The organism is Porcipelethomonas ammoniilytica, assembly GCF_025567485.1.
GTDB lineage: Bacteria > Bacillota > Clostridia > Oscillospirales > Ruminococcaceae > Porcipelethomonas > Porcipelethomonas ammoniilytica.
The window spans coordinates 26226-52190 of record NZ_JAOQKH010000003.1; the positions used below are offsets into that span (position 1 = coordinate 26226).

Annotated in this window: 28 protein-coding genes and 1 other annotated feature; of the genes, 23 read left to right on the forward strand and 5 right to left on the reverse strand. The window is 37.5% G+C overall.

Features of this window, described 5'->3' with window-relative positions:
- Window position 1 precedes the first annotated feature (1 nt).
- From OCV67_RS03215 to OCV67_RS03235, 5 genes are all read left to right on the forward strand, one after another.
- Window positions 2-1438 (forward strand): murein hydrolase activator EnvC family protein, encoded by a 1437-nt coding sequence (locus tag OCV67_RS03215; protein ID WP_147642424.1) that lies wholly within the window; start codon window positions 2-4, stop codon window positions 1436-1438.
- A 67-nt stretch (window positions 1439-1505) separates the two neighbouring features.
- Window positions 1506-2672 carry a S41 family peptidase gene (locus OCV67_RS03220; protein WP_147642425.1) on the forward strand — a complete coding sequence of 389 codons (1167 nt, stop codon included), beginning with the start codon at window positions 1506-1508 and terminating at the stop codon, window positions 2670-2672.
- A gap of 51 nt (window positions 2673-2723) precedes the next feature.
- Window positions 2724-2847: a sequence feature (ribosomal protein L10 leader region), on the forward strand.
- Window positions 2848-2886: 39 nt separating this feature from the next.
- Window positions 2887-3396, forward strand: a complete 510-nt coding sequence (gene rplJ / locus OCV67_RS03225) for a 50S ribosomal protein L10 (protein ID WP_147642426.1) — start codon at window positions 2887-2889, stop codon at window positions 3394-3396.
- A 64-nt stretch (window positions 3397-3460) separates the two neighbouring features.
- Entirely contained in the window at window positions 3461-3829 is a 369-nt protein-coding gene (gene rplL, locus OCV67_RS03230; protein ID WP_147642427.1) for a 50S ribosomal protein L7/L12, read from the forward strand.
- Window positions 3830-3968: 139 nt separating this feature from the next.
- Window positions 3969-4862, forward strand: coding sequence for an LPXTG cell wall anchor domain-containing protein (locus OCV67_RS03235; protein WP_147642428.1), 894 nt, complete (start codon window positions 3969-3971; stop codon window positions 4860-4862).
- Here OCV67_RS03235 and OCV67_RS03240 read toward each other — a convergent pair.
- Genes OCV67_RS03240 through OCV67_RS03255 form a run of 4 tightly spaced genes read right to left on the reverse strand, consistent with a single transcriptional unit; the run spans window position 4857 to window position 6153 of the window.
- Entirely contained in the window at window positions 4857-5111 is a 255-nt protein-coding gene (locus tag OCV67_RS03240) for a pro-sigmaK processing inhibitor BofA family protein (RefSeq protein ID WP_147642429.1), read from the reverse strand. The two genes, OCV67_RS03235 and OCV67_RS03240, sit on opposite strands and share 6 nt — an antisense overlap.
- 18 nt (window positions 5112-5129) lie before the next feature.
- Window positions 5130-5471, reverse strand: coding sequence for a hypothetical protein (locus OCV67_RS03245; RefSeq protein WP_147642430.1), 342 nt, complete (start codon window positions 5469-5471; stop codon window positions 5130-5132).
- A 16-nt stretch (window positions 5472-5487) separates the two neighbouring features.
- Window positions 5488-5877 carry a hypothetical protein gene (locus tag OCV67_RS03250; protein WP_147642431.1) on the reverse strand — a complete coding sequence of 130 codons (390 nt, stop codon included), beginning with the start codon at window positions 5875-5877 and terminating at the stop codon, window positions 5488-5490.
- Window positions 5878-5907: 30 nt separating this feature from the next.
- Complete coding sequence (locus tag OCV67_RS03255; RefSeq protein WP_147642432.1) at window positions 5908-6153, reverse strand: hypothetical protein; 246 nt, start codon at window positions 6151-6153, stop codon at window positions 5908-5910.
- Between the two features lie 132 nt (window positions 6154-6285).
- On the opposite strand from OCV67_RS03255, the gene OCV67_RS03260 reads away from it, so the two are divergent.
- The 3 genes from OCV67_RS03260 (at window position 6286) to OCV67_RS03270 (ending at window position 9806) form a co-directional block, all read left to right on the forward strand.
- Window positions 6286-6762 carry a metallophosphoesterase family protein gene (locus OCV67_RS03260; RefSeq protein WP_147642433.1) on the forward strand — a complete coding sequence of 159 codons (477 nt, stop codon included), beginning with the start codon at window positions 6286-6288 and terminating at the stop codon, window positions 6760-6762.
- A gap of 63 nt (window positions 6763-6825) precedes the next feature.
- A complete protein-coding gene (locus OCV67_RS03265; protein WP_147642434.1) occupies window positions 6826-9267 on the forward strand; it encodes a YfhO family protein in 2442 nt (813 codons plus the stop codon).
- A 2-nt stretch (window positions 9268-9269) separates the two neighbouring features.
- The gene (locus OCV67_RS03270) at window positions 9270-9806 is read left to right on the forward strand and encodes an NUDIX domain-containing protein (RefSeq protein ID WP_147642435.1); all 537 of its coding nucleotides are present in this window, start codon (window positions 9270-9272) and stop codon (window positions 9804-9806) included.
- A gap of 29 nt (window positions 9807-9835) precedes the next feature.
- Here the strand turns inward: OCV67_RS03270 and spoVG are convergent, their stop codons facing one another.
- Complete coding sequence (gene spoVG, locus OCV67_RS03275; protein ID WP_147642436.1) at window positions 9836-10120, reverse strand: septation regulator SpoVG; 285 nt, start codon at window positions 10118-10120, stop codon at window positions 9836-9838.
- 137 nt (window positions 10121-10257) lie between these two features.
- On the opposite strand from spoVG, the gene murC reads away from it, so the two are divergent.
- The 15 genes from murC to OCV67_RS03350 all read left to right on the forward strand — a co-directional run bounded on the left by murC (window position 10258) and on the right by OCV67_RS03350 (window position 25573).
- Window positions 10258-11676, forward strand: coding sequence for a UDP-N-acetylmuramate--L-alanine ligase (murC, locus tag OCV67_RS03280; protein WP_147642437.1), 1419 nt, complete (start codon window positions 10258-10260; stop codon window positions 11674-11676).
- Between the two features lies 1 nt (window position 11677).
- On the forward strand, window positions 11678-12259 hold the full coding sequence (gene lexA, locus OCV67_RS03285) for a transcriptional repressor LexA (protein ID WP_147642438.1): 582 nt from the start codon (window positions 11678-11680) through the stop codon (window positions 12257-12259).
- Window positions 12260-12369: 110 nt separating this feature from the next.
- A complete protein-coding gene (zapA, locus tag OCV67_RS03290) occupies window positions 12370-12735 on the forward strand; it encodes a cell division protein ZapA (protein WP_147642439.1) in 366 nt (121 codons plus the stop codon).
- Window positions 12735-14759, forward strand: a complete 2025-nt coding sequence (locus OCV67_RS03295) for a U32 family peptidase (protein WP_147642440.1) — start codon at window positions 12735-12737, stop codon at window positions 14757-14759. The genes zapA and OCV67_RS03295 overlap by 1 nt, the downstream gene beginning before the upstream one ends.
- 14 nt (window positions 14760-14773) lie before the next feature.
- Window positions 14774-15217 carry a dUTP diphosphatase gene (dut, locus tag OCV67_RS03300; protein WP_147642441.1) on the forward strand — a complete coding sequence of 148 codons (444 nt, stop codon included), beginning with the start codon at window positions 14774-14776 and terminating at the stop codon, window positions 15215-15217.
- Window positions 15218-15242: 25 nt separating this feature from the next.
- Window positions 15243-15500, forward strand: a complete 258-nt coding sequence (locus OCV67_RS03305; protein ID WP_147642442.1) for a DUF4321 domain-containing protein — start codon at window positions 15243-15245, stop codon at window positions 15498-15500.
- A gap of 178 nt (window positions 15501-15678) precedes the next feature.
- Window positions 15679-16695 (forward strand): rod shape-determining protein, encoded by a 1017-nt coding sequence (locus OCV67_RS03310; protein WP_147642443.1) that lies wholly within the window; start codon window positions 15679-15681, stop codon window positions 16693-16695.
- A gap of 99 nt (window positions 16696-16794) precedes the next feature.
- Window positions 16795-17772 carry a rod shape-determining protein MreC gene (gene mreC, locus OCV67_RS03315; RefSeq protein ID WP_178084977.1) on the forward strand — a complete coding sequence of 326 codons (978 nt, stop codon included), beginning with the start codon at window positions 16795-16797 and terminating at the stop codon, window positions 17770-17772.
- A complete protein-coding gene (locus OCV67_RS03320) occupies window positions 17772-18326 on the forward strand; it encodes a hypothetical protein (protein WP_147642445.1) in 555 nt (184 codons plus the stop codon). Before mreC ends, OCV67_RS03320 begins: the two co-directional genes overlap by 1 nt.
- Window positions 18327-18353: 27 nt before the next feature.
- Window positions 18354-20480, forward strand: coding sequence for a penicillin-binding transpeptidase domain-containing protein (locus tag OCV67_RS03325; RefSeq protein ID WP_147642446.1), 2127 nt, complete (start codon window positions 18354-18356; stop codon window positions 20478-20480).
- 340 nt (window positions 20481-20820) lie between these two features.
- On the forward strand, window positions 20821-21225 hold the full coding sequence (gene mgsA, locus OCV67_RS03330; protein WP_147642447.1) for a methylglyoxal synthase: 405 nt from the start codon (window positions 20821-20823) through the stop codon (window positions 21223-21225).
- Window positions 21226-21356: 131 nt separating this feature from the next.
- Window positions 21357-22658 carry a histidine--tRNA ligase gene (gene hisS / locus OCV67_RS03335; protein ID WP_147642448.1) on the forward strand — a complete coding sequence of 434 codons (1302 nt, stop codon included), beginning with the start codon at window positions 21357-21359 and terminating at the stop codon, window positions 22656-22658.
- Entirely contained in the window at window positions 22658-22885 is a 228-nt protein-coding gene (locus OCV67_RS03340; RefSeq protein ID WP_147642449.1) for a hypothetical protein, read from the forward strand. Before hisS ends, OCV67_RS03340 begins: the two co-directional genes overlap by 1 nt.
- Before the next feature lie 62 nt (window positions 22886-22947).
- Window positions 22948-24735, forward strand: a complete 1788-nt coding sequence (gene aspS / locus OCV67_RS03345) for an aspartate--tRNA ligase (RefSeq protein ID WP_147642450.1) — start codon at window positions 22948-22950, stop codon at window positions 24733-24735.
- A complete protein-coding gene (locus OCV67_RS03350; RefSeq protein WP_147642451.1) occupies window positions 24725-25573 on the forward strand; it encodes an RsiV family protein in 849 nt (282 codons plus the stop codon). The genes aspS and OCV67_RS03350 overlap by 11 nt, the downstream gene beginning before the upstream one ends.
- The last annotated feature ends 392 nt before the right edge of the window (window positions 25574-25965 follow it).

A 25965-nucleotide genomic window follows, 5' to 3' on the forward strand; every position in this document is an offset into this window, starting at 1 on the left:
AATGCCGGATTATCCGGCTTTAAACATGAAATTAAAAATAAGAAAATTAAAAATTGCGGCGGTGCTTATATGCGCATTTGTTGCCGCAGGCAGTCTTACATATGTTAATAATCATGATCACGTTGCAGTACAAGCGAAAACAATTTCTGATCTTGAAGATGAAAAAGCGGCTAATGAAGCTGAAATCAAACGTCTTCAGGAAGAAATGGACAGTATTGACAGCGATATTTCTCAGGCTGAAAAAGATCAGGAACTTCTTCAGGAAAAAATTAATCTCCAAAATGAAAATATTGAAATTGTAAATACCAAAATCAATGACATCAACAATAAAATAGCTGAAAAAGAAGAAAAAATAAATCAGCTTGAAATTGATATCGAAAATAAACAAAAAGATATAGACATCGGTCTTGAAGAATTTAAAAGTCGTCTGAGAGCAATGTATATTTCAGGAAATGACAGTTTAGCGTCTGCATTAGTAGGAGCTACCGACTTTTATGATATGCTTTCAAAAATAGAGATTATTTCTCAAGTTTCAAAGCATGACAATGAATTGGTAAATTCTCTGATGACTCAGCTTGAACAATTTGAAGAAGCCCAGACTCAACTTGATATTGAAAAAACAGAACTTAATGCTAATCTGGCTGAACAAGAAGAATGCAAAAAAGAACTTAATGCTGCAATCATTGAACTTAACAACGATTATCAGGAATCACAGGATTATATTGACCGACAACAAGCAGAAATAGCGTCAAGACAGGCTGATATTGACCAATACGAAGCTGATAATAACGCTATGGACGCTGAAATTGCCGAAATTAATGAAATAGCAAGACAACAGGCTGAAGCTGCTGCCGCTGCCGCCGCTACGTCGCAGCAAAGCAGCAATGAAGAAAACAGCAATAATTCCTATAGCGAAGATGATAGTGAAAATGACAGTTCGGACGATTCAGCTGCAGGCGGCGGGGATAACTCCGGCGATGGAGAAATCGGAGGTTCAAGCGGAACCGGAAGCTACAGCGGCGCTTTAACATGGCCTGTCCCCGGATTTTATAGTATTTCCAGCGGATATGGCTACAGATGGGGTTCGCTTCATGCAGGTATTGATATTGCCGGCGGCGGAATTCACGGAGCTTCAATAGTATCTGCCGGAAGCGGTACAGTTACACTTGTAAAATCAGGCTGTTCTCATGACTACGGCAAAGACAGCAGCTGCGGCTGTAACGGCGGTTACGGTAATTATGTAATGGTTGACCATGGAAACGGTATATCCACCCTTTACGCTCACTGCTCAGCCGTTTATGTTTCAGTAGGACAGTCAGTATCCGCCGGAGAAACAATTGCTTCAGTAGGTTCAACCGGATGGTCTACAGGAAATCATTGTCATTTTGAAGTCAGAGTTAACGGTTCAACAGTTGACCCAACCGGATACTTATACTAAAATAAATTAATATGGGGCAAGTTTATACTTCTTGTCCCTGTTTTTTTAAACAAAAGAAGGCGATAAAATGAATAATAAATTAAGCAAAGCCAAAACCTTTCTTGCCGCCTTGATATCATCTGCAATAACAGGCGCTGTAGTTTTTGGTCTATGCAATAAACATTTTTCTGATTTAAAAGAAAAGGAAAATATTATTCAGGAAATTTTTGAAGTAAAAGATTATATTGACGAATTCTTTTATGAAGATGCTGACGATGAAACGTTAGTTACAAGTGCATTAAAAGGACTTGTAGACGGACTTGACGACGACTATGCGGCATATATGACGCCTGACGAATATAAACAGTCAGTAATAAACTCTCAGGGTTCACTTACCGGAATCGGCATAACCGTAATTCAAAACGATGCAAAAAAGATTGAAATTGTAAGCGTTACAGAAAACTCCCCGGCTTCTGAATACGATATTAAAGAAGGTGATATTCTGACAGCTGTCGACGGTATTGATGCAGAAAATGTTGAATATGATAACTTAATTAGTCTAGTCAGAGGCAAGGAAGGAACAGACGTTACAATCACTCTTGACCGAAACGGAGAAAAATTAGAATACACAATAACCAGAAAGAAAATTGACACTATAACCGTTACCTATGATATGCTTGAAAATAATATAGCATATATAAAAATTACCGGTTTTAAAGAAACCACTGTTAAACAATATGAAGAAGCCCTTGACAATGCATTGAAAAATAATGCAAAGGGTATAATTTTTGATCTCAGAGACAACGGAGGCGGTCTGCTTACTTCATGCTCATCATGTCTTGATCCGCTTCTTCCGGAAGGTGTAGTTGCCACAGCTGAATTCAAAAACGGAAAAACTGAAGTAATATGCGAATCTGACGCTGAAGAACTCGACTTACCAATGGCAGTACTGGTAAATGAAAATACTGCCAGTGCGGCAGAGCTTTTTGCCTCTGCTCTAAGAGATTTCGACAAGGCAAAGCTTGTAGGGAAAAAAACATTCGGCAAAGGAATCATGCAAAATACAGTTGAACTGAAAAACGGCGGCGGCTTGAAAATTACTGTTGCTACATATAAAACGGCAAAATCCGAATGCTACCATAAAATAGGTCTTTTACCAGATTATGAAGTTGACCTTCCGGAAGATACTGATATAAGCAATCCAGATCCTGAAACAGATACACAGTTAAAAAAAGCACTGGAAATTTTAAAATAAATCAGAAAAACTGTTGACAAACATTTAAAACCGTGATATAATATTAAAGTTGTTAAAACAAATCGTATTCTTAAGACAGTTGGTGGCGAAAGCCATAAGTCCAGCCGAGGAATGTGCATTAAATATGATTTATTTATGCCCTTTTCCTCTGGAAAAGGGTTTTTTGCATTATTCTTTTGATACGATTATACAAATAATCGGAGGTGAAACTATAATGCCAAGCGAAAAGGTTTTAGAAGCTAAGAAGGCTAAGGTTGAACAGCTTACAGAAACACTCAAGAATGCAGTTTCATTCGTTATCGTTGACTACAAGGGCATCACAGTTGAAGAGGATACAAAGCTCAGACGTGATCTCCGTGCTGAAAACGTTAAGTATTCTGTAGAAAAGAATTCACTTCTGCGTTTTGCTCTTAAAAATGCAGGAATCGAAGGTCTTGACGACGTTCTTGAAGGAACAACTGCTATTGCTGTTTCAAACGAGGATCAGACAGCTCCTGCAAGAGTTTTAGGTAAGTACGCTTCAGAAATGGACGGTAAATTTAATCTGAAAGCCGGTATGGTTGACGGTGAAATTTATGATGAAAAGGGCGTTGTTGCTCTTTCAAAAATTCCAGCAAAGGACGTTCTTCTTGCACAGCTTGTTGGTTCGTTACAGGGTCCTATTCAGGGACTGGCTGCTATTCTCAAGGCTGTTGCAGACAGCAAGTCAGAAGACGCTGCTTAATTTTTACGCTGACAGTTTTATCTGTCTCAATTAATTACATTATTATAAAAGGAGATTATTAATCATGGCTTCAGAAAAGATTTTAAAGTTTATTGAAGATATTAAAGCTCTTTCAGTTCTGGAACTGGCTGAACTGGTTGACGCTATTCAGGAAGAATTTGGTGTAACAGCTGCTGTTGCTGCTGCTCCTGCTGCAGGCGGCGCTGCTGCTGCTGAAGAAAAGACAGAATTCGACGTAGTTCTGACTTCATTCGGCGACGCTAAGATGCCTGTTATCAAGGCTGTTAAGGACGCTCTCGGTCTTGGTCTTAAGGAAGCTAAGGAAGTTGTTGAATCAGCTCCTAAGGCTCTCAAGGAAGGCGTTTCTAAGGCAGAAGCTGAAGAACTTAAGACAAAGCTTGAAGAAGCTGGCGCTACAATCGAAATCAAGTAATTTGTTACAGGAATTTCAAAAAACTTCGTCTTATTAGTCGGAAGTTAATAAAAAAATTTATTAAGTCACTTTTGATAGTTTTTATCAAAAGTGACTTTGTGTATAAATAATGTAAAATCAATTTTAAGGGGACAAATACATGAAAAAAATTAACAAATTTCTCACCTGCTTGCTCTGCACAGCAATTTCGATAGCTTCTTTTACTGCATTTAATGTTTCTGCTTCTGAAAAAAGCTGGCAGGAAGCATATCTTGAAGCAATGGATGAATTTTCACAAAATCAGACAGAATACTGTGAATGCCGTCTTTTATATCTTAATGAAGATGAAATACCTGAACTTTACATAGGCGACCCAATGGTTTTTTGGTATGGAGGACTTTATAGTTATTCTAATGGTGATTTAATCAAGCTTAAGGATTTTGGTTTCAAGGATTTCTTTTCAGCATATTCCGAAAGGAACGGAATTTTTAGAAACGACTATTTTATTGAAAAAGCCGGTTCAAAAATTGGAATTAACTTTATTAAAATGGAAGATTTTTCTCTAACAGTAATTGATGAACTTTCTCACGATATTGTCAATGATATATATGAAGTAAACGGTGAACCAGTCGATAAGGAAACATATGACAACAAAATATCTGAATATTCTTTTACACATGTAAATAAAAGAGACCTTTTTGATTCATCAGAATATAAATACTCTTTTACAGATATAACTTCAAATTATATGACTTATGATGAAATGAAACAGTATCTGATTGATTCTATGGAAGCTGCAAATACAGACGATACCACCCCCACTGAAAGTGTATCTGAGTCAGAAAATTTAACTACTACTTCAGCAAATATTGATAATACAACTATCAGCAATACAACATTATCTACAGAAACAACTGTTAAAACTTCCGCTACAACAACTAATACAAAATCCGGTTCTCCAAAAACAGGAGACAATGGTATTACAGCAGCTTTCCTAACAGGGATAGCAGCAATCGGAACTGCGCTTATAATGCGTAACAAAAAAACATTATAAAAGCAAATTTACTGCCGAAATAAGTATTACTCCCGGTACGCCAAGCACAAGAGAAATCATAGTATTAAAAAGATTCAGCGGCGGAGAAAATCCTATATGACTTCCAAAATAGTGCATAAGCACAAGTACCGTACCGCCTGACAGCATACCGAAAAAAGCTGATTTTACAGTGTGTTTTCTTTTGGCATAATACCTCAGCATAATAATTCCCAACAACACCCATATTCCTTTAAAAATTACATCATTCATAATAATTCTCCCTATATTTTACATCAGTATATATCCCAGCGCAATAAGCAGTTTTAAGTCTGCGCCTTCTTTTGCAAGAATAAAAATTAAAGCTATTATAATTATTTTATCATTATCGATCTTGCCGTCTGTAAAAAAACCTGACAGCAGTCCGTTCAGCGGATTGCTGTTATTTTTATATACAGCTGATGCATTTTCTTTCCGTTCATTTTCATTAATTTTAAACTGTTCCGAGGAAATCGGTGGGCTTTCCTTAGCTTGTACATTGTTTTTGCTGTAACCGGAACGGCTGTGCATTTCACGGGTACGCCGTAAAGCGTCCTGCCGCATATGATTAATATCTGACTGACTGTAATCCATATAGTTCCTCCTTTCTTCAGAACAAATCGTTTAACAATCCGCTGTCCTTAAGTACTGTCCATACTGTAAAAAGCTTAAGCATTTTAACTGCTTTATCGACCTTGGACTGTCGTTCTTCCCTTAAAAGAGGTTTCAGCGCCAAAAGAAACTCAGCATTTTTGTCATTAGAGGCTTTGTTCATAATTTCCTGTACTTTCAGAATTTTTGTAAAATCAAAATCACCCATACCGAGACCTGCAATACCGCCCGGAAGTCCGTTTCCGTTGTTATCTGGCTTTGACGGCGATTCACTTGATTTTGTTTCAGTATTATCAGAGGAGGAGAACATCTGCGCCAATTCACTTATCTGCTTCATACTTTCTTCGTCTGACAGCATCTCCTGAATTTTACCCATTAAATCGTCCATTTTAAATTGTTCCCTCCTCCTTAAACCAATTTATTTTTCTCCGGTTATTTTTTTGTAAAGCGCCTGTGCCTGAGGAGTAGAAATAATTTTTTCTACAAGCTTCGGATTATTCATAACCTGTTTAAATTTTGCAGACTCGCTGCTGCTCATATTATTAAGCGCAGCGTCAAATTTTCCTTCTTCAAGCTGCTTTTTTAACGTATCTGCCGGAACATTCAGTTTTTTGCTCACAACCTTTAAAAGTTCGTCGGCATTTTTAGGATCAATTTTAGACATAAGTAAAACCTCTTTCCAAAATAAATTATGTTTTCTTTTGTGAAACGCCCTAAAAACCATTGTAATTATTCTATATTTATGTTATAATTTTTTTATATATAACCTCTGCAAACAAATTTTAAGGAGTATTCAATGAAAATTATAGTTATGTCTGATTCGCATAATAATTATTTTGCATTAAACAAAATCGTACAGGACTTTTATGCCGATTTATATATACATTTAGGCGACGGTGAAAGAGAGCTTAACCGTATTTACACTCAATATCCTGATAAAAAATTTATTCACATAGCAGGAAACTGCGATTTTGCAAGTCTGAGCGAAAAAGAACTTCTTTTCACTCCTGATGATCAAAACTGTATCTTTGCTGTTCACGGTCATCAATACGGCGTAAAATCCTCTGTTGAACCCCTAAAAAAGATTGCCAGAGAAAAAGGTGCGAATATACTGCTCTACGGGCATACACATGCAAGATTCAACGAATATGATAACGGTCTTTACACAATGAATCCCGGAAGCGTTTCCTGTCCCAGAGACGGAAATCGACCTTCTTTCGGAATAATTGATATTGCAAAAAACGGCATTGTTACTAATATCGTTGACCTCTGATTTATTATATTCAAAATATATAGAAATGTTACAGACAATAAAAGAAAGGACAAGCAAAATAATATGAATACAAGTATACTTGTTAATTCCCGTAAGGAAGAAAAATACTTCAGAGCATTTATAATCGGATTTTTATCGCTGTTTCTTGTAATACTTCCGATAATGATATATACCGGAGGATATTACCTGTATTACGGAGATTATAACTCCCAGCAAATACCATTTTACATTCATGCACAGGATTTTATAAAAAACGAAGGTCTGGGTTGGGACTGGGGTACTGATCTTGGTTCAAACTTTTTAGGTTCGTATTCATTCTATCTTCTGGGAAGTCCGTTTTTTTGGCTGACCGTTCCCCTTCCGAATAATCTTGTAGTATTTGCAATGCCTGTTTTACTTGCCGTTAAACACGGCGTAGCTACCCTTACCGCATATGCATTTATAAGAAGATTTGTAAGAAATAAAAATGCCGCACTTATCGGCGGTCTGCTTTACGCTTTCTCAGGATTCCAGCTGTTCAATATCTTTTTTAATCATTTTCAGGACGTAACAGCGCTGTTCCCTCTGATGCTTATTGCATTGGAAGAAAGGATCAATAACAACAGAAGAGGGGTATTTGCAGCGTCTGTAGCGCTTATGGGAATAATAAACTATTTCTTCTTTACCGGTCAGGCTGTTTTCGTAATACTTTATATTCTTGTCAGACTTAAATCCCCTGATTTTAATATTACATGGAAAAAATTTTTCGGACTGGTAATTGAAGCGGTAATCGGCGTTATGATAGCCATGTTTATGCTTCTTCCTTCCGCTCTGGCAATTCTGGGAAATTACAGAATAAATGAAAGACTTTACGGTCTGGATCTGGTTGCATACAGTGACAAAACACGTATTTTAAGAATCATACAGAGCTTCTTTATGATTCCCGACGTTCCGGCACGACCTAATCTGTTCAGCTCTGACGGAGCAAAATGGGCGTCGATCGGCGGTTATCTGCCTATGTTTTCTATGGCAGGCGTAATAGCCTTTTCAAAATCAAAGAAAAAACACTGGTCTGTCAGACTTGTAATAATATGCATGATATGCGCATTTATTCCGATTTTAAACAGCGCTTTCTATACATTTAACAGTTCTTACTATGCAAGATGGTTCTACATGCCTATTCTTATTATGGCAATGATGACCGCTCAGGCTCTTGACGACAAATCAATAGATCTAAGAAGCGGAATAAAAGTCTGCGGCATTGTAATGGCAGGACTCGCTGTCATTTCCATTCTTCCCAAAAAGACAGACGACGAGGTATCATGGTTTGAATTTGCAAATTATCCTGCTTACTTTGCATTAATTCTTTTCATTTCCATTGCAGGACTTGCCTTGCTTTACTTTATTGACCGTCTTAAAAAGAAAGGCAGAACCTATATAATCTCTGCTCTTGTTTCAACGGTTGTCTGCTGCATAGTATGCACATCGTCGGTAGTATATTTCGGAGTTACTCTTGGATCGTATCCGTCAACTTATATCAACAATGGTATTAACGGAAAAGAAAATATCACTCTTGATGAAGAAGAAAATCAGTACTTCAGAATCGATATTTCTGAAAATTACGATAACTATCCTATGTTCTGGGGATATTCTTCAATGAGAGCATTCCAGAGTATTGTTCCGGGAAGCATAATGGAATTTTACCCGCAAATCGGTGTAACAAGAGACGTGGCTTCAAGAGCCCCTCTTGAAAAATATACTATAAGAGGACTTTTCTCTGTTAAATATTTCTTTGATAAAGTATACTCAGACAAAGAAGAAACATATACCTATATCTGCGATCTTCCCGGATTTGAATATAAAAACACCCAAAACGGATTTTACGTATATGAAAATAAATACTACCTTCCTATGGGATTTACTTTTGATAATTATATAACGGAAGAATCTGCTGCCAATCACTCAGAACAGACAAGAGAGCGTCTGCTGCTGCGTGCTTTAATACTCAGTGACGAACAGGCTGAAAAATATTCGGACATTATTTCTAAACTGCCTTCCGAAAAAACTCTCGGTCTTAACGATTCAACCTACATTCAAGATTGCATAGAACGCAGAAAAGAAGTATGTTCGGAATTCACATATGATTCAGACGGCTTTGACGCTGAAATCAATCTTGAAAAATCGAAGCTGGTATTTTTCAGCGTACCTTATGACAAAGGCTGGACTGCTTATGTAAACGGAAAACCTGCCGACATTGAAAAAGTAAGCTATGGATTCATGGCGGTAAAGGCAGACGCCGGAGAAAATACCATTGAATTCAGGTATGAAACCCCAGGACTGAAAATCGGCATTGTAATTTCAATAATCGGACTGATATGTCTTGGCGCATATATAGTCGTATTCAGAAAGAAAAAGAATAATGAATCAGGATTTTCACACTGTTATGATTACAGTAAGGATTATTCATGCAGTATGGAAGAACAGTATTTAAATAAAAAATCAGCAAACTGCAAAACGGAGGAATAAAAATGCACCTTGAAGAAAAGACAGTAAATAGTGAAAGTATATATAAGGGAAGAATTTTTGAGGTAACCAAAGATACAGCCCTGCTTGAAAACGGAAAAGAAGTACTCAGAGACGTCGTTCACCATTCCGGAGGAGTTACCGTTATTCCTATAACAGATAATAACGAGATCCTCATGGTAAGACAGTACCGATATCCGCACCACAAGGCTATTCTTGAAATACCTGCCGGCAAAATCGAACCCGGCGAAAAACATTATGACTGCGGAAAAAGAGAACTTCTGGAAGAAACAGGCTGTACCTGCAAATCATATGAATATCTGGGGGAGATACTTCCTACTCCCGCCTATGTAAGCGAGGTTATTCACCTTTATATAGCTAAGGGACTTGAATTTTCCAGACAGCGTCTGGACGAGGACGAATTTCTCGATGTTGAAAAAATCCCTATGGAAAAAGCTGTAGAAATGGTAATGAACGGGGAAATTACCGATTCCAAAACTCAAATCGGCGTTCTAAAGGCATGGTATCTTTCAAAAAAATAACCTGCCGTAAATACGACAGGTAAAAGCATTTAAACCGCCTGAGCTTCTGCTTCGGATATTGCTAAATGACGTTTATAGGCATCTAAAATCTGATCTTCAATCAACTGTCTTGCACTCGGTGAAATAGGATGTACAATATCTCGGAATACTCCGCTTTCATCTTTCCGGCTTGGCATTGCCACAAAAAGTCTTTCATCACCCTGAACGATTTTAATGTCGTGTACTGCCAGAGTATCCTCGATAGTTATTGAAACAATTGCCCTGAGCCTTCCCTCAGTAATTGTTTTCCTGATTTTAATATCCGAAATATCCATAAAATTATGCCTCCTTGAAATGTTTACACTAAATTCAAAACTTTTTATTGGTTTAGTATATGGATATTATTGAACGCAGACGGAAAAAATATGCATATAATATAGAAATAAAATTGCTAAAGATAGGATTTGATAATATGAACAAAGATATTTTAAAGGACAAAAAGCATATACATTTCATCGGAATCGGAGGTTCCGGAATGTATCCGCTGGCGCAGATCCTTCATTCTCAGGGATATTACCTTACAGGTTCTGACAACAATGAAACAGAAACTCTTGAAGCTGTCAGAAAAATGGGGATTCCCGTTTTTATGGGACAACGTGCTGAAAACATTGAAGGCGCCGACCTAATAGTTCACACTGCCGCTATAATGGCAGATAATCCGGAACTGATTGCAGCTAAAGCATCAAATGCTCCTGTACTGGAAAGAAGCGAGCTTTTAGGCATAGTGACCGGATGGTACGACAATGCCATATGCGTTTCCGGTACTCACGGAAAAACTACCACAACCTCTATGATCACTCAAATTCTTTTTACCGCCGGAGTGGATTTGTCCGCATTTATCGGCGGAAAGCTTCCATGTATCGGAGGAAGCGGACGTGCGGGAAAAAGTGATATAATGGTATGCGAAGCATGTGAATTTGTTGATACGTTTTTAAAACTTTATCCTGACGTTGCAGTAATTCTGAATATTGATGAGGATCATCTTGACTACTTTAAAAACCTTGAAAATATTATAAAGTCTTTCCGCAAATTCAGTGAAATGGCAACAAAAGCGCTGATAATCAACGGTGATGACGCCAATACGCTTAAAGCTGTTGACGGCATTACCGGAAAGGAATTTATAACATTTGGTCTGGATTCAAAAAATGACTATTATGCAGCCGATATAAAAAAAATTTCCGGTATGGAAACTGAATATACACTCATGTATAAGGGTAAAGCTCTGGGAAAAATCAATCTTCACGTTGCCGGAGTACACAACATATTAAATTCTCTTGCTGCCGCAGCAGCCGCTTTTTACGCTAACGTATCATTTGAAAGTATACAAAAAGGACTCTCCGACTTCAGAGGTGCGGGCAGACGTTTTGAGCTTATCGGCAAAGAAAAAGGAATTACAATTGTTGACGATTATGCTCATCATCCCACCGAGCTTTCCGTAACACTTAAAGCTGCAATGGACATGGGTTATAACAAAGTATGGGCAGTGTTTCAGCCATTTACCTTTTCAAGAACTGCAATACTGCTTGACGATTTTGCCAAGGCTCTTTCTATTCCCGATAATGCAGTACTGACAGATATTATGGGTTCCAGAGAAAAGAATACTTATAATATCTATACCAGAAATCTTGCTGAAAAAATAGACTGCTGTATTTATTTCCCTCAAGACGAAAACGCTGAATACACTGATGAAAGAAAATATGAAAACTTCGGTCAGGTTTGCGACTATATATGTGAAAACGCCAATGACGGCGATCTGGTTATTACGCTGGGCTGCGGAGACGTATACAAGGTTGCAAAAATGATATATAAAAAATTGAAAGGTCAGGAATAATATGCTTAACGAAAAAGCTAAAGCTATTTACGAATTTATAAAAGATTCAATTAACAGCGGATTTCCTCCTACCGTCCGGGAAATCTGCAACGCTTTGGATATAAAATCCACTTCAACCGTTCATAAATATATAAACCTACTGGTTTCAGAAGGTTATCTGGAAAAAATGGACAACCACAACCGTGCAATTAAGCTAAAAGGCGGGAATAATGTATCGGTTCCTCTTGTGGGAGACGTCGCTGCAGGTCAGCCTATACTTGCAATTGAAAATATTACCGAGTATATTAATTTTAATACTGATAAAAATTACAGTAACTCCTTGTTCGCACTAAAAATAAAGGGAGACAGTATGATAAATATTGGTATTTTCAATGAAGATATCGTTATAGTCGAGCAAACAGACTATGCTGAAAACGGCGAAGTGGTAGTTGCGCTCGTAGACGATGAAAGCGCAACCGTAAAAACATTTTTTAAGGAAGAAAACCACTACAGACTTCAGCCGGAAAATGACAATATGAATCCTATTATTTCAGATAATGTAAAAATCCTCGGAAAAGTTACCGCACTAATAAGATATTTCTGAAAATTTTAAAAAAATTTTATTTAGGTATTTTCAATTTCGATAAAATATATTATAATAAAAGATGAAGAAAATTTACTGCGGAATTTTTCCGCCTGAAAGGATAAATTTAAATGCTTAACAGATTAAAAGTTATGATATGCGGCAAAGAATACATGCTTCAAACTGAAGAACCGCCCAGCTACGTTTACGGTCTGGCAAAAATGCTTGAAAAAAGACTTAACGATATGTGTTCGGGAAACAGTTCCATTTCACCATATTCCGCCGCAGTTATGGTAGCTCTTTCAACCCTTGACGACTTAAGCAAGGCTCAGGGAAATGTTGACAATATAAGAATGCAGGCAAAGGAATATGTAGACGAGGCAGGAAAAGCACGCATTGAACGGGACGCTGCTTTAAAAGAAATTGAAGTATTAAAAGCCAAAATTGAACAGCTTGAAAGCAATCAGCAGCTTAAAAAGCTTAAAGACAGTATATAATGTCAGGTACTGAAATACTCGCTCCTGCCGGAAGTCTTGAATCACTGAAAGCCGCCGTAAACTGCGGCGCCGACGCTGTTTACATCGGCGGCAAACAATTCTCAGCCAGACAAAATGCCGCAAATTTTGACAATGCGGAGCTTAAACAAGCAGCAGATTTATGTCATCTTCACAACATAAAAATTTATCTTACCGTTAATACGATTATTTTTGATAATCAGGTAAATGAATTTGCCGAATTTATAAAAAATGCCGCAAATGCAGGAATTGACGCTTTTATTGTACAGGATTTTGGTGCGGCGGAAATTATCAGAAATATTGTGCCTGACGCAAATATCCACGGTTCTACGCAAATGACTATACATTCAGTCAAAGGTGCTCAGCTTCTTAAAGAGTTGGGATTCAAACGTGTTGTCATTTCACGGGAGCTAACTGAAAAACAAATTCAAGAAATATGTTCAACGGAAATTGAAACAGAAGTATTCGTTCATGGAGCATTGTGTATGTGCATGTCAGGGCAATGCTATTTGTCCTCATTAATAGGTCAGAGAAGCGCTAATCGGGGATTTTGTGCTCAGCCTTGCCGTCTTCCATATTCAGTATACAAAAATCCGCAATTCAATGGTTTATCTCTGAAGGATCTGTCATTGGTCAATCATCTTCAAAAATTGTCAGATATTGGAGTTTTTTCGCTAAAAATCGAAGGAAGGATGAAACGTCCTGAATATGTTGCAGCAGCAGTATGCGCATGCAGACAGTCCTTGAACGGTCAAACTCCGGATATGGCGCTTCTCAGATCCATATTCTCCAGAAGCGGATTCACAGACGGATATTTCACCGGTAAATTTTCAAATATGTTCGGAAGCCGTGAAAAAGAAGATGTAATTGCTGCCAAAGATATTTTGCCGGATATAAGAAAAAAGTACAGTCACGAAAAGAAATCCGGAAAGCTTGATTTTTATGCTGAAATAAAAAAAGACAGTCCGGTTAAGCTTACTGTTTCTGACAGCTTTGAATCCGTAACAGTTTACGGAGAAATTCCTGAAACTGCTATAAAAAAACCTATTGACTTTATATATCTGGAACGTCAGCTTTCAAAGCTCGGCGGAACAATTTATAAGTTCGGCAATCTTAGTGTCGATATAGATGAAGGTCTTTCTCTCAGCGCAAAAACTATCAATGCTTTGAGAAGAAATGCCGTTGAAGCGCTTAACCTTAAATCTATAAAAAGAAACACACCTGAATATATCTGCGTTCCTCTTGATATTGATCCGGAAAATAAAATTGAAAGTCTGAAAGAAATCCGTGTGCGAATTTCAAACCAAAATCAGCTTGATGCAGTTTTTGAAGCCGACCGTATAATTATTCCAACAAATGTTTTCCTGAATAACAGATATGAAAATATTTCAAAAATTATTATTGAACCTCCAAGATTTATATATAATGAAGCGGAAATATTCGGTGTACTGAAAAAATGCAAAAGTTTAGGCGCAGAACATTTAATGTGCAGCAATCCCGCTTACATAAAAATCGGAAAGGAACTCGGCTTTAAGCTGCATGGGGATTTCGGTCTCAATACAGCCAATTCATACAGTCTGAACTTTTTGAAAAAAATGAATTTTGAAGATACTGTTTTATCATTTGAAATGAAACTTAAGCAGATATCTTCGTTAAGAAAAGCTATTTCTACTGGAATTATTGCTTATGGATATCTTCCAGTTATGCTTACCAAAAATTGTCCCATAAAAAATGAAGTCGGATGTGAAAAGTGTAAAAAAATTATATTTGACCGTACAGGACGTGCTAATAAAATCGTTTGTCACGGAAATTATACGGAAATTTTAAATGCACAGCCGCTTTACCTGGCTGACAGATTGGAGGATTTAAAAAACATCAGTTTCATTACCCTTTATTTTACAGATGAAGGTCCTGATGAAATAAAAAAAATAATTGATGAATACCGTTTCGGCTATTCATCCAAAGACAATATCACAAGAGGACTCTATTACAGAGGAGTTATTTAATAAAGGAGATTTTTATGAATCATATTCTTAAAATAAAGAAACTCAATGAAAATGCCGTTGTTCCTGCACAGGCAACCGCCGGCAGCGCCGGTATGGATCTGTCGGCATGTCTGGATAATGACGTTATAATCGCACCGGGAGAAATTAAGCTTATCCCAACAGGACTTGCCGCCGCTCCCGATACCGATCAATGCGCTCTTTTGATTTACCCCCGATCGGGACTTGCATCAAAACACGGCATTTCACTTGCCAACTGCGTAGGCGTAGTTGACAGCGATTACAGAGGCGAAATAAAAATACCCTTAATAAATAACAGTCATGAAAGCTTTACTGTTACAAACGGAATGAGAATAGCACAAATGATAATGACTCCGGTCATTATTCCGAGAATCGAAACTGCCGATAGTTTGGACGAAACACAAAGAAGCTCAGGCGGTTTCGGCTCTACAGGACAATAATTAACAGACGGAAAGGATACATAAAATGAAAAATAAAATTCTTTTAATAGCCTTGCTGATTGCAGGAGCAATAGTCGGGGCTATTGCCGGTTCGGGAGCCGAGCATGTAGACGCACTGCATTGGCTGGCATATTCCAAAAGCATAAGCATTTCTCCCAGTGAAATTAATCTTGTTATCATAAAGCTGACCTTTGGATTTGATTTTTCAATGAGTGTATCACAGATTCTTTTCATGATTCTGGCTATTGCTCTTTATCCGAAATTTTCAAAAATGATAGGCTGATAAGTAAATTTTTTTACCGTCAGCAAAATATATAAAAAATATATAAACATAATTCACAATTTTTCTAGCCGGTATTGTTGTTAAAGGTACTGTTTGGTGGTATAATAAGTTTATAGCTTAATACCGCAGTAAAAATCGGATAATTATATAAAAAGAACATAAAGGAGAAATGCAAAAAATGTTTACAAAGGACATTGGAATAGATCTGGGTACCGCTAACACTCTTGTTTTTATGAGAGGCAAAGGCATTATCATACGCGAGCCTTCTGTTGTTGCAGTGGATACCCGAACTGATAAGGCTAAATATGTAGGCAAAAAGGCAAAAGAAGTAATCGGAAGAACTCCGGGTTCTATTATTGCCGTCAGACCCCTTAAGGACGGAGTTATTGCTGATTTTGACATAACCACTACCCTGCTCCAGGAATTTATTAGAAAGGCTCTGAGAGGTACATTTTTTACAAAAGCAAGAGTTATAATATGCATTCCGTCGGGAGTTACAGCCGTAGAAAAACGTGCTGTTAAAGAAGCTGCGGAAAATGCCGGAGCTAAAAGAGTATTCATTGTTGAAGAACCTATGGCGGCCGCTATAGGGGCAGGTCTACCAGTTGCGGAACCAACCGGAAGTATGATTGTCGATATAGGCGGCGGAACAAGCGAGGTAGCCGTTATTTCACTCCGTGGAATTGTTACCTCACGTTCAGTAAGAGTTGCAGGAGATGAATTTGACCGTTCTATAATAAATTTTATCAAAAAGAAATATAATTTACTGATCGGTGAAAGAACTGCTGAAAATATAAAAATTGAAATAGGTTCCGCATATCCAAGCGAAAACGAAAGAACAATGGAAATAAAAGGAAGAAACTTATTAAACGGTCTCCCGGAAAATATAACTGTTACTTCTACCGAAATAAGAGACGCTCTTACAGAACCTCTTGCAAGAGTTATTGAAGCCATAAAAACTACTCTGGAAAAAACTCCGCCGGAACTGTCCTCAGATATTATCGATCAGGGAATTACTCTTGCCGGAGGCGGAGCGCTGCTCAGAGGACTGGATAAGCTAATAAGCCGTGAAACGGGAATGCCCGTATATATTGCAGAATATCCTCTCGACTGCGTAGCAGAAGGAACAGGTAAAATACTTGAGGATCTTGACAAATTTGAGGACGCATTAACTGACGACGTTCACTACTATTAAGGCAGGATAACCTGCCTTTAAGCAGAGCATATCTGAAAACTTCATAATCTTACCAGATTTCATATACGCCCTGAAAGATCAGAAAGGAGAAAACATAAAGTGAACCAGTTTTTTAAAAGCTTCAAATTTAAGGTAATAGTCTGTATAACAGCTTTTTTCCTGGGAATTGGGCTGTATTCGGTAACAAAGAACGGCAAAACCCCTGAAGGCTCTCAGCTGATCGGTACGGTCCTTAATCCTGTGAAACGTTTCTCCAATGTCATTTCCGATAAGGTTTCACTGGTTATTGACCTGTTTGTAAATTCAGAAGAATACGTTGAAGAAAACCGTAAGCTACGAGAACAAATTGCCGATTTAAACAACCGTCTTATTGACTATGAAGATATAAAATCTGAAAATGAGGATTTAAGAAAATTTATTGGCATTAAAGAAGAAAATGAAGATTTTGTTCTATCGCCGCCATGTACGGTAATTTCCAGAATGACAAATGATCCATACGGAACTTTTGTCATTGACCGAGGCTCAAACGACGGAATCAAACTTTATGATCCGGTCGTTACCTCTGAAGGACTAGTAGGGGTAATCGTAGAAGTCGCCAACTCATACGCAACGGTCAGAACACTGCTCCACCCTGATCTTTCCATTGGAGGACTTTGTGTTGAAAGCCGTGATACAGGTATTATAGAAGGCAGCCTTACTTACGCCTCCAGCGGCAAGTGCAAAATGATTTATCTTGATAAAAATAACAAAATAAAAAAAGGCGATCTTATTATTACATCCGGCAACAGCGGACAGTTCCCTCAGGGATACGTGATCGGAAACGTAACTGAAACCGGTATTGAAGAAAGCGGACTTACTGCTTATGCAATAATCGAGCCTGCTGTAAATCCTAATAAAATAAATAATGTAATGGTTATTACAGATTTCGATAAAACAGAAGCTGAAAAACAGATTCCAACAGGAAATATCGGAGAAGAAACTACTGAAAACACTACCGATACTACCGAACCGGACAGTACTGATAATACAAACGCTACTGAAAATACAGAAGAAACAACTGAAAGCGGTGAAGAGTAATGTCTATCAAACCAATGACAAGAATACAGAAAATCAGATATTATGCCATTATCCGCTGGGCTTTATACATATTTCTTATATTTGTATCGGCAATATTGATAAATATAGGAAAAGGTGTCAAACCTATATATTTCATTCCTCTGTGCGTATGTATATGTATGAATGAAGGGGAATATCCTGCCGCCTTTCTGGGAGGAATCTGCGGACTTCTTTTTGATGAAGCAAGCGGACGTTTTTTTGGTTACAGCAGTGTAACGTTTATCATTTTTTGTGTTACTACAACAATTCTGTTCAGACATCTGCTGTTCCAGAATGTAATTAACGTCATAACACTGACAGCTGTTTATACAACAGTCTATCAGCTGCTTGACTATTTCTTTTACTATGCAATGTGGGATTATGAAGGTTCGGGGTATGTTTTTTCAAAAATCTCAATTCCGTGTATTTTATACACAATCATTATTTCTCCGATAGTTTATCTTATTGTAAAACCAATTGTCAGAAGATTTTATCCGAAAAAAGCAAAGACAATCGAAGAAGCTATGAAAGTATAACGGAATATTGTAAAGGAAAGGATAACAATGAAAGAAATACTTGATAGACTCAGAACTGCCTTTCTGGCAATTCTGGTAGTAATTGCTGTAGCTCTCGGCTGCATAAAGCTTATGACAATTCAGATCGTCAACGGAGACGCCTATCTTCAGGAATCTGAATACACATCCCTGTATACTCAGACAATAAAGGCCACAAGAGGACAAATTGTTGACAGCAAAGGCAATCCCATAATTGAAAATAAAGTCGGATTCAACGTTATAATTGATGCTTCTCTGTTTCCGTCCGATAATAAAGAAGCAAATGAAATTATAATTCAGACCGTTGAAATACTCAAAGAAAATAAACTGGAATGGAATGAAACTATTCCAATTTCGGACAGTAAACCTTACGAATTTAAAAAGGATCGGGACAGCGATATTGAAAAACTTAAAAGTCTTGTAGGCGTAAATGTTTACGCTACGGCTGAAAACTGCATTGATAAGCTTCTTGACGACTACGAAATATCAGATAAAGATTATACTGAACAAGACCAGCGTATAATAGCTGGCATACGCTACGAAATGCTACTGAGAGACTTTTCACTTGGCAATACATTTACTCTCTGTGAAGACATTCCTGTAGACGTAGTAACACAACTCAAAGAACTCGGCGTAAAGCTCAAAGGAATTGACGTTGTTGAAGACGCTGTTCGTATAATTTCACAGGGAGACGTAATTCCTCACGAAATTGGTACTGTCGGTCCTATTTTTGCTGAAGAATACGATGAACTTAAAGAAAAAGGATATGCCATGAACGATTCAGTCGGTAAAGACGGTATCGAAAAGGCAATGGAAGATACATTAAAGGGAAAAGACGGCACAAAAACAATTACTGTAACAAACGGTTCGGTTGTTTCTTCCAATATAACCGAAGAACCCAAAGGCGGCAATACCGTAAAGCTTACGATAAACAGTGATTATCAACGGGATGTACAGGAAATCCTCGAAAATTTTACAGCTTACCTGAGAAGTTCAAGCAACGAATATAAAGACGTAAAATGCGGCTCCATAGTAGTTCTTGACGTAAAAGACAATGCAGTGCTTGCCATGGCAACTGCACCTACATTTGATCTCAATGATTATAAATCAAAATACGATGAACTTTCTGATGATGAAGATAATCCTCTTTTCAACAGAGCAACCTGCGGTCTTTACAGACCAGGTTCTACATTCAAAACTATAACCGCTACCGCCGGACTTAACGAAGGAATCGTTACCGGATACAGCACATTTAACTGTGCTCAAAGAATGACTTTCTACGATCAAACATACGGATGTACAGGATATCATAACGATATTGCAGTCTCTGAAGCTCTCAGAGTTTCATGTAATATTTATTTTTATGAGCTAAGCCGCCGACTTGGCATTGACAAGCTTTCTGAATACGCTTCAATGTACGGCTTCGGTCAGCACACAGGTTTGGAAACCGGCGACTACGCAGGAGCGTTTGCTACCCCTGAAAGATTTGATGAAATCGGTCTCGACTGGACCGTCGGTCAAGTTTTGCAGGCAGGTATCGGACAGTCAGAAATGCAGGTAACGCCGCTCCAGATGGCAGTTCAGGCATCAACAATTGCAAATAAAGGCGTCAGATATACGCCTCATCTTGTAGACAGTATTTATGACTACTCGATGACTGAAAAGGTCAAGGATCATGAACCTGAAATTGCAGAACAAATAAATCTTAACTATGATTACGTCTATGATTTTATTACTCAAGGTATGATTCTGGCTTCGGGCAATAACTTTCCGGCTGAATATTCTCTGTCAAACTTAGGCTTTGATGTTGCAATAAAAACAGGTACTCCTCAGAACTGGCGAAACGGTGAGGAACTGACAGATACCGCTTTCATTGGATTTGCACCGGCAGATAATCCTCAAATCGCATTTGCAGGAATCGTTGAAGGCGGCGAATACTCCAAATATATGATAAGAAGCATTATTCAGGCATACTATAAAAACTTCCCTGAAAACGGCAGCGCAAACGGTTCTGATAATATCAATTTCTTAACTCCTAAAACTACTGCTTCTACTTCCGTTACAGATGAAAACGGAAATACAGTTACTGCATCCGAAACAACGACTACTGTAATAACCACACAAATTGAAGAATAATTAAAAGCAGGAAAAATTTCCTGCTTTTTTATATTTCGTCAAAATACACAAATGCTAACATCTTAAATCATTCAACTTAAACGATTTTAATAAATGGTACAAATTTTTCTTTGACAATTGCTCGTTTTATGGTATAATATATTATGAATTAGTAAACAAAAAATCAGACAGTTTATATAAATGTCAAGTTTTATAACACAGTATACGCTGAATTATTTCATTTTTATCTGCTGATTCCAGAAATTATTTACTAATGATATTACGGTAAACTGTACTGTAAATTTAATTGCGCAAAATTTTTATTGTGTATTACTTAATGTGTAATAGAAAGGACCCTGAAATGACAATAGCTTTAATAGCCCACGATTCAAAAAAAGAACTTATGGTTCAATTTTGCACCGCTTACTGCGGTATACTGTCAAAATACAATTTATGTGCAACAGGAACTACCGGTAAACTAGTAAGCGAAGCCACCGGACTGGAAATAGTCCGTTATCTCGGCGGAACTCAAGGCGGAGGTCAGCAAATCGGCGCAAGGATCTCATGCAATGAAATTGACGTACTGCTTTTCTTCAGAGATCCGATCAATCCTAAGGCTAATGAACCTAATGATATTAATCTTCTGAGATTGTGCGATGTTCACAATGTGCCGGTAGCAACTAACATTGCAACAGCTGAAGCTCTTATACTTTCTCTTGAACGAGGAGATCTTGACTGGCGTGAAATCGGCAGTCCCAATATATAAAAACAATTAAATCGTTCCTTCGGGGACGATTTAAATAATGCTGTCATGTCAAATAATAGTATGAACCTGAAATATACGTCAGCCGCACGTAATTTCTTTAAAAATACTTTTGCGGCAGATTGGAGATTTTTATGGCGTTAAATATAAAAAGACCAAACGGTACTGAAGATGTGATCCCCAAAAATATAAATAAATGGCATACTGTAGAAAATATCGCAAAAGACGTTGCTTCTATGTATGGCTTTAAGGAAATCCGTATTCCTACCTTTGAAAATACTGAATTATTTCAGCGTTCCGTAGGTGAAACGACTGATGTAGTTCAAAAAGAAATGTACACAGTTATTGCAAAGGAAACAAAATTTACTCTCCGTCCGGAAGGCACTGCCGGAACAATCAGAGCTATGATGCAAAACGGTCTTTTAAACGAGGCTATGCCACAAAAGGTTTTTTACATACTTTCCTGTTTTCGTCATGAACGTCCTCAAGCGGGACGTCTGAGAGAATTTCATCAGTTCGGCGTTGAAATGGCTGGAAGCTCTTTGCCGTCCGCTGACGCCGACATTATTTCAATGGCAAACGATATTATCAATATGCTTGAAATAAAAAATGTTGAACTAAGAATCAATTCTATCGGCTGTCCTAAATGCAGAGCGGAATATCATAAAGCTCTTAAAGCTTATTTTGAAAATAAAAAAGACAAGCTTTGTGATACATGTCTTTCAAGACTGGAAAAAAATCCTATGCGAATTCTGGACTGTAAGAGTCCTGTGTGCTCCGAAATTGCCAAAGACGCTCCTTTGATTCTTGATTATCTTTGTGAAGAATGCTCCGATCACTTTGAAAAATTAAAATTTTATCTTGATAATCTGGATATTAAATATACGGTTGACCCGAAAATAGTAAGAGGTCTTGATTACTACACAAAAACCGTATTTGAATTTGTCACAACAGACATCGGCGCACAGGGAACTATCTGCGGCGGCGGACGCTATGACGGTCTTATTGAACAGATGGGAGGGCAAAAAACTCCCGCTTTAGGTTTTGCTATGGGACTGGAACGTCTGATCCTTACTATGGAAAATCAGGGAATATCTTTTGCTGAGGACATGGGATGCAGTCTTTACATTGCACCTATGGACGAATCCGCAGTACCTTATTCTATGAAGCTTGCAGCAGAGCTGAGAAGCTCAGGTCTGTGGGTTGAATACGATACCGTAGGAAGAGGCCTCAAAGCGCAAATGAAATATTCTGATAAGCTGGGCGCAGCATTTACAATGGTTCTTGGAGAAAATGAACTCAATGAAAATAAAGCAAAGCTTAAAAATATGAAAACCGGTGAAGAAACCGAAATTATGCTTGACTCTTCTTTTGGTGAACATTTTTCCGATATCGCAATCGGAGAAATGTTCGGAGAGGTACTTGAAAATATATAATGAATAAATTACTAAAAAATATTCTGCTTGCCGGATTATCAGCTTTACTATTTACTGCAATAGCTATATATACTGTTTTAATACTTAAATCAAGTTACTTCCCTGCTGTTACTAAAATAATATTTGCAGTTCCTCTTACAATTTCTATGGCTCTCATAGTCTACATATTTATTAATAGAATAAAAATACTTATAACTGAAAATTCCGGTAAAGAATCAGATAAATAAAAATTAGTTTGCTGTATCAAAGCTTATTATGTTGCGTTGTGTACAGCAGAATGGAGATCATTATGGCTGATAATATGAATGGCTTAAAGCGTACTCACTACTGCGGAGAAGTAATACAGGAGGGAATAGACGTTACAGTAGGCGGATTTGTTCAGAAGATTCGCGATCTGGGAAATCTTATTTTTATTGACTTAAGAGACAAAACCGGAATCGTACAGCTTGCTTTTAACGATACTACGGACAAAACTATATTTGAAAAAGCCGCTTCATGCAGAAGCGAATTTGTTCTTATGGCAAAAGGCGTTACTGCAAAGCGTGCCAGTGTTAATAAAGAAATCAAAACGGGAGAAATAGAAATTATCGTTTCAGACCTGCGTATACTGGCAAAGGCTCAGACTCCTCCGTTTGAAATCACAAATGAAACAAAAGTAAATGAGGAATTAAGATTAAAATATCGTTACCTTGACCTTAGAAGACAGCCATTGCAGCAGAATCTGATAATGCGTCATAAAATTGCCAAGGCAGCAAGAGAATACTTCTATGCAAATGACTTTACCGAAATTGAAACTCCTATGATGATGAAATCAACTCCAGAAGGCGCAAGAGATTATCTTATACCTTCAAGAGTTCATAACGGTAAATTCTATGCGCTTCCTCAGTCCCCTCAGATATACAAACAGCTCCTTATGGTTGCAGGTATGGACAGATACATTCAGCTTGCAAGATGTTTCCGTGATGAAGACTTAAGAGCAGACCGTCAGCCGGAATTTACCCAAATAGACCTTGAAATGTCATTTGTAGACGTTGAAGACATACTTTCCATGACTGAGGGATTTATATCATACCTATTTAAAAGCGTACTTGATATGGAAATCTGTACTCCCCTGCCACGCTTAAGCTATAATGAAGCAATGGAACGTTATGGTTCGGACAAGCCTGATACACGCTTTGACATGGAAATTCAGGACTTCTCTGATTTAGTTTCTGACTGCGGATTCGGCGTGTTTGCTGACGCCGTTAAAAACGGAGGAAGCGTCAGAGCCATTGTCGCTAAAAATTCAGCGTCCGTCCTTACAAGAAAGGAAATTGACAAGCTCACTGAAATGGTAAGAGGAATCGGCGCCAAAGGTCTTGCTTACGTAAGATGGGTTGACGAAAAACCGTCATGCTCCTTTGCTAAATTTTTCAGTGAAGAAGAACTGAATGCTATTCTTGCAAAAATCGGCTGTGAAAAAGGCGATACTGCTCTTATCATTGCCGATAAAAACAAGGTTACTCTGCCTGTACTTGGCGCTCTGAGACTTCATGTGGCTAAAAAGCTTGACATTATTCCGGAAGATAAATTCAATTTCCTTTGGATTACAGAATTTCCATTCTTTGAATATGATGAAGAAACCAACAGCTATGTCGCTATGCACCACCCTTTCACAATGCCCAATGACGAGTGTATTCAGTACCTTGAATCTGCTCCGGAAAAGGTTTATGCAAAGGCATTCGACTTAGTACTCAACGGTACAGAGCTTTCCTCCGGTTCAATACGTATCACCGACTATGAACTTCAGCAGAAAATGTTTCAGGCTTTAGGTCTTACAGATGAAGAAATCGAAGCTAAATTTGGTTTCCTTGTTGAAGCTTATAAGTACGGTGCGCCTCCTCACGGCGGTCTTGGTATTGGTCTGGACAGACTTGCAATGGTAATGCTCCATGCTGAAAGTCTGAGAGACGTTACCGCATTTCCGAAAGTACAAAACGCAAGCGAACTTATGTCCGAATGCCCGTCTCCTGTTGATAAGGAAAGTCTTGACGTACTGGGAATTGACGTTGTTAAAAAGGAGACAAATGAAAAATAAAATATGTTTCTGCCTTCTTTTTACTGTACTGTTTTTATGCGGCTGTACGGAAAATACAAATATAACTGTCTCCTCTGAAAATAAAGTTTATGAAACTGTTTCCACAGAGGAGACAGTTTCATTAGTCACAGAAAAAAAAACAGCAACAACTGCAAAGAAAACTGATCCCGCCGCTGGTCACAGACCTAGTACAGAAGAAATTACATGTGATTTTGTTCAGTTTTGCAAAGACGAAAATGAAATTTATGCTGACGACGGTGCCTTATTAGCTCCTGTGACTGTAAAATATCCGCAGATTTCAACTGAAAATAAAGAAGTTAACGAAAAAATCAATAATGCCTATATTGATTTTAAAGATTCAGTTTTACAGGGTAACACACCTTTTTTTAGTACTGAAAAATTATTTGATAATTATGATGAATATGGCATAACATGGAATGGTATTGATTGCTGTTCTGAATTGAAGTACTATGATGAAAAATATATTAGTTTTTATGATTTTAATTTAAATATGGCTGCTACTGCTGCACACCCTATTCATGCTTATACAGCCCATACATTTTCTCTTGAAACAGGCGAACTATTGACCATTGACGATATATTCAATAATAAATTTGTTAATTTTGCAGAAAAGTACATTTCAAACGACCTTGAGTCTATTAATCAAAGTTTTGGCAGAAGCAGAGATGATATAACAAAAAAACTAAAAAATAATGAGTGGTATTTAACCCCCGATGGATTTACCGTTATTTTTGCTCATAGTGAGTTAACCGGCTATGCTTTTGGAACTATTACGTCAACAATACCGTGGAATATTGCCGAAGAATATTTAAAATAACAAAATAAACGCACAGTCTTATTCATTTTACTGATAGACTGTGCTTTATTATTACAATGTCGATTAAAAAAGAAATATATGTATTAGCAGCATCATATTTTAAATTTAAATGAAATAAAAAAACATACTTAAATATGCACAAAAAACTTAATAAATTTTATTGCAAATAGTAGAAAAATGAAATAATTTCCAATAATTAGCTGGAAACTATTGTAAATATTTTCGTTATACTGTATAATTATATTTAACATTTAATATTTTTTTTATTTATTATATATTTTAAGGAGGACATAATATGAACAAGAAAAAATTATTGCTGCTTTAGCAGCGGGTGTGGTCATGTTCAGTACACCGTTAGTTTCAATCAAAAGCGCAATTCCATCATTGTTACT

What these genes read in the sequence shown, in the direction of transcription:
- OCV67_RS03215 (WP_147642424.1), top strand. Translation starts at nt 2, where the DNA reads ATGCCGGATTATCCGGCTTTAAACATGAAATTAAAAATAAGAAAATTA.
- OCV67_RS03220 (WP_147642425.1), top strand. Translation starts at nt 1,506, where the DNA reads ATGAATAATAAATTAAGCAAAGCCAAAACCTTTCTTGCCGCCTTGATA.
- rplJ (WP_147642426.1), top strand. Translation starts at nt 2,887, where the DNA reads ATGCCAAGCGAAAAGGTTTTAGAAGCTAAGAAGGCTAAGGTTGAACAG.
- rplL (WP_147642427.1), top strand. Translation starts at nt 3,461, where the DNA reads ATGGCTTCAGAAAAGATTTTAAAGTTTATTGAAGATATTAAAGCTCTT.
- OCV67_RS03235 (WP_147642428.1), top strand. Translation starts at nt 3,969, where the DNA reads ATGAAAAAAATTAACAAATTTCTCACCTGCTTGCTCTGCACAGCAATT.
- OCV67_RS03240 (WP_147642429.1), bottom strand. Translation starts at nt 5,111, where the DNA reads ATGAATGATGTAATTTTTAAAGGAATATGGGTGTTGTTGGGAATTATT.
- OCV67_RS03245 (WP_147642430.1), bottom strand. Translation starts at nt 5,471, where the DNA reads ATGGATTACAGTCAGTCAGATATTAATCATATGCGGCAGGACGCTTTA.
- OCV67_RS03250 (WP_147642431.1), bottom strand. Translation starts at nt 5,877, where the DNA reads ATGGACGATTTAATGGGTAAAATTCAGGAGATGCTGTCAGACGAAGAA.
- OCV67_RS03255 (WP_147642432.1), bottom strand. Translation starts at nt 6,153, where the DNA reads ATGTCTAAAATTGATCCTAAAAATGCCGACGAACTTTTAAAGGTTGTG.
- OCV67_RS03260 (WP_147642433.1), top strand. Translation starts at nt 6,286, where the DNA reads ATGAAAATTATAGTTATGTCTGATTCGCATAATAATTATTTTGCATTA.
- OCV67_RS03265 (WP_147642434.1), top strand. Translation starts at nt 6,826, where the DNA reads ATGAATACAAGTATACTTGTTAATTCCCGTAAGGAAGAAAAATACTTC.
- OCV67_RS03270 (WP_147642435.1), top strand. Translation starts at nt 9,270, where the DNA reads ATGCACCTTGAAGAAAAGACAGTAAATAGTGAAAGTATATATAAGGGA.
- spoVG (WP_147642436.1), bottom strand. Translation starts at nt 10,120, where the DNA reads ATGGATATTTCGGATATTAAAATCAGGAAAACAATTACTGAGGGAAGG.
- murC (WP_147642437.1), top strand. Translation starts at nt 10,258, where the DNA reads ATGAACAAAGATATTTTAAAGGACAAAAAGCATATACATTTCATCGGA.
- lexA (WP_147642438.1), top strand. Translation starts at nt 11,678, where the DNA reads ATGCTTAACGAAAAAGCTAAAGCTATTTACGAATTTATAAAAGATTCA.
- zapA (WP_147642439.1), top strand. Translation starts at nt 12,370, where the DNA reads ATGCTTAACAGATTAAAAGTTATGATATGCGGCAAAGAATACATGCTT.
- OCV67_RS03295 (WP_147642440.1), top strand. Translation starts at nt 12,735, where the DNA reads ATGTCAGGTACTGAAATACTCGCTCCTGCCGGAAGTCTTGAATCACTG.
- dut (WP_147642441.1), top strand. Translation starts at nt 14,774, where the DNA reads ATGAATCATATTCTTAAAATAAAGAAACTCAATGAAAATGCCGTTGTT.
- OCV67_RS03305 (WP_147642442.1), top strand. Translation starts at nt 15,243, where the DNA reads ATGAAAAATAAAATTCTTTTAATAGCCTTGCTGATTGCAGGAGCAATA.
- OCV67_RS03310 (WP_147642443.1), top strand. Translation starts at nt 15,679, where the DNA reads ATGTTTACAAAGGACATTGGAATAGATCTGGGTACCGCTAACACTCTT.
- OCV67_RS03320 (WP_147642445.1), top strand. Translation starts at nt 17,772, where the DNA reads ATGTCTATCAAACCAATGACAAGAATACAGAAAATCAGATATTATGCC.
- OCV67_RS03325 (WP_147642446.1), top strand. Translation starts at nt 18,354, where the DNA reads ATGAAAGAAATACTTGATAGACTCAGAACTGCCTTTCTGGCAATTCTG.
- mgsA (WP_147642447.1), top strand. Translation starts at nt 20,821, where the DNA reads ATGACAATAGCTTTAATAGCCCACGATTCAAAAAAAGAACTTATGGTT.
- hisS (WP_147642448.1), top strand. Translation starts at nt 21,357, where the DNA reads ATGGCGTTAAATATAAAAAGACCAAACGGTACTGAAGATGTGATCCCC.
- OCV67_RS03340 (WP_147642449.1), top strand. Translation starts at nt 22,658, where the DNA reads ATGAATAAATTACTAAAAAATATTCTGCTTGCCGGATTATCAGCTTTA.
- aspS (WP_147642450.1), top strand. Translation starts at nt 22,948, where the DNA reads ATGGCTGATAATATGAATGGCTTAAAGCGTACTCACTACTGCGGAGAA.
- OCV67_RS03350 (WP_147642451.1), top strand. Translation starts at nt 24,725, where the DNA reads ATGAAAAATAAAATATGTTTCTGCCTTCTTTTTACTGTACTGTTTTTA.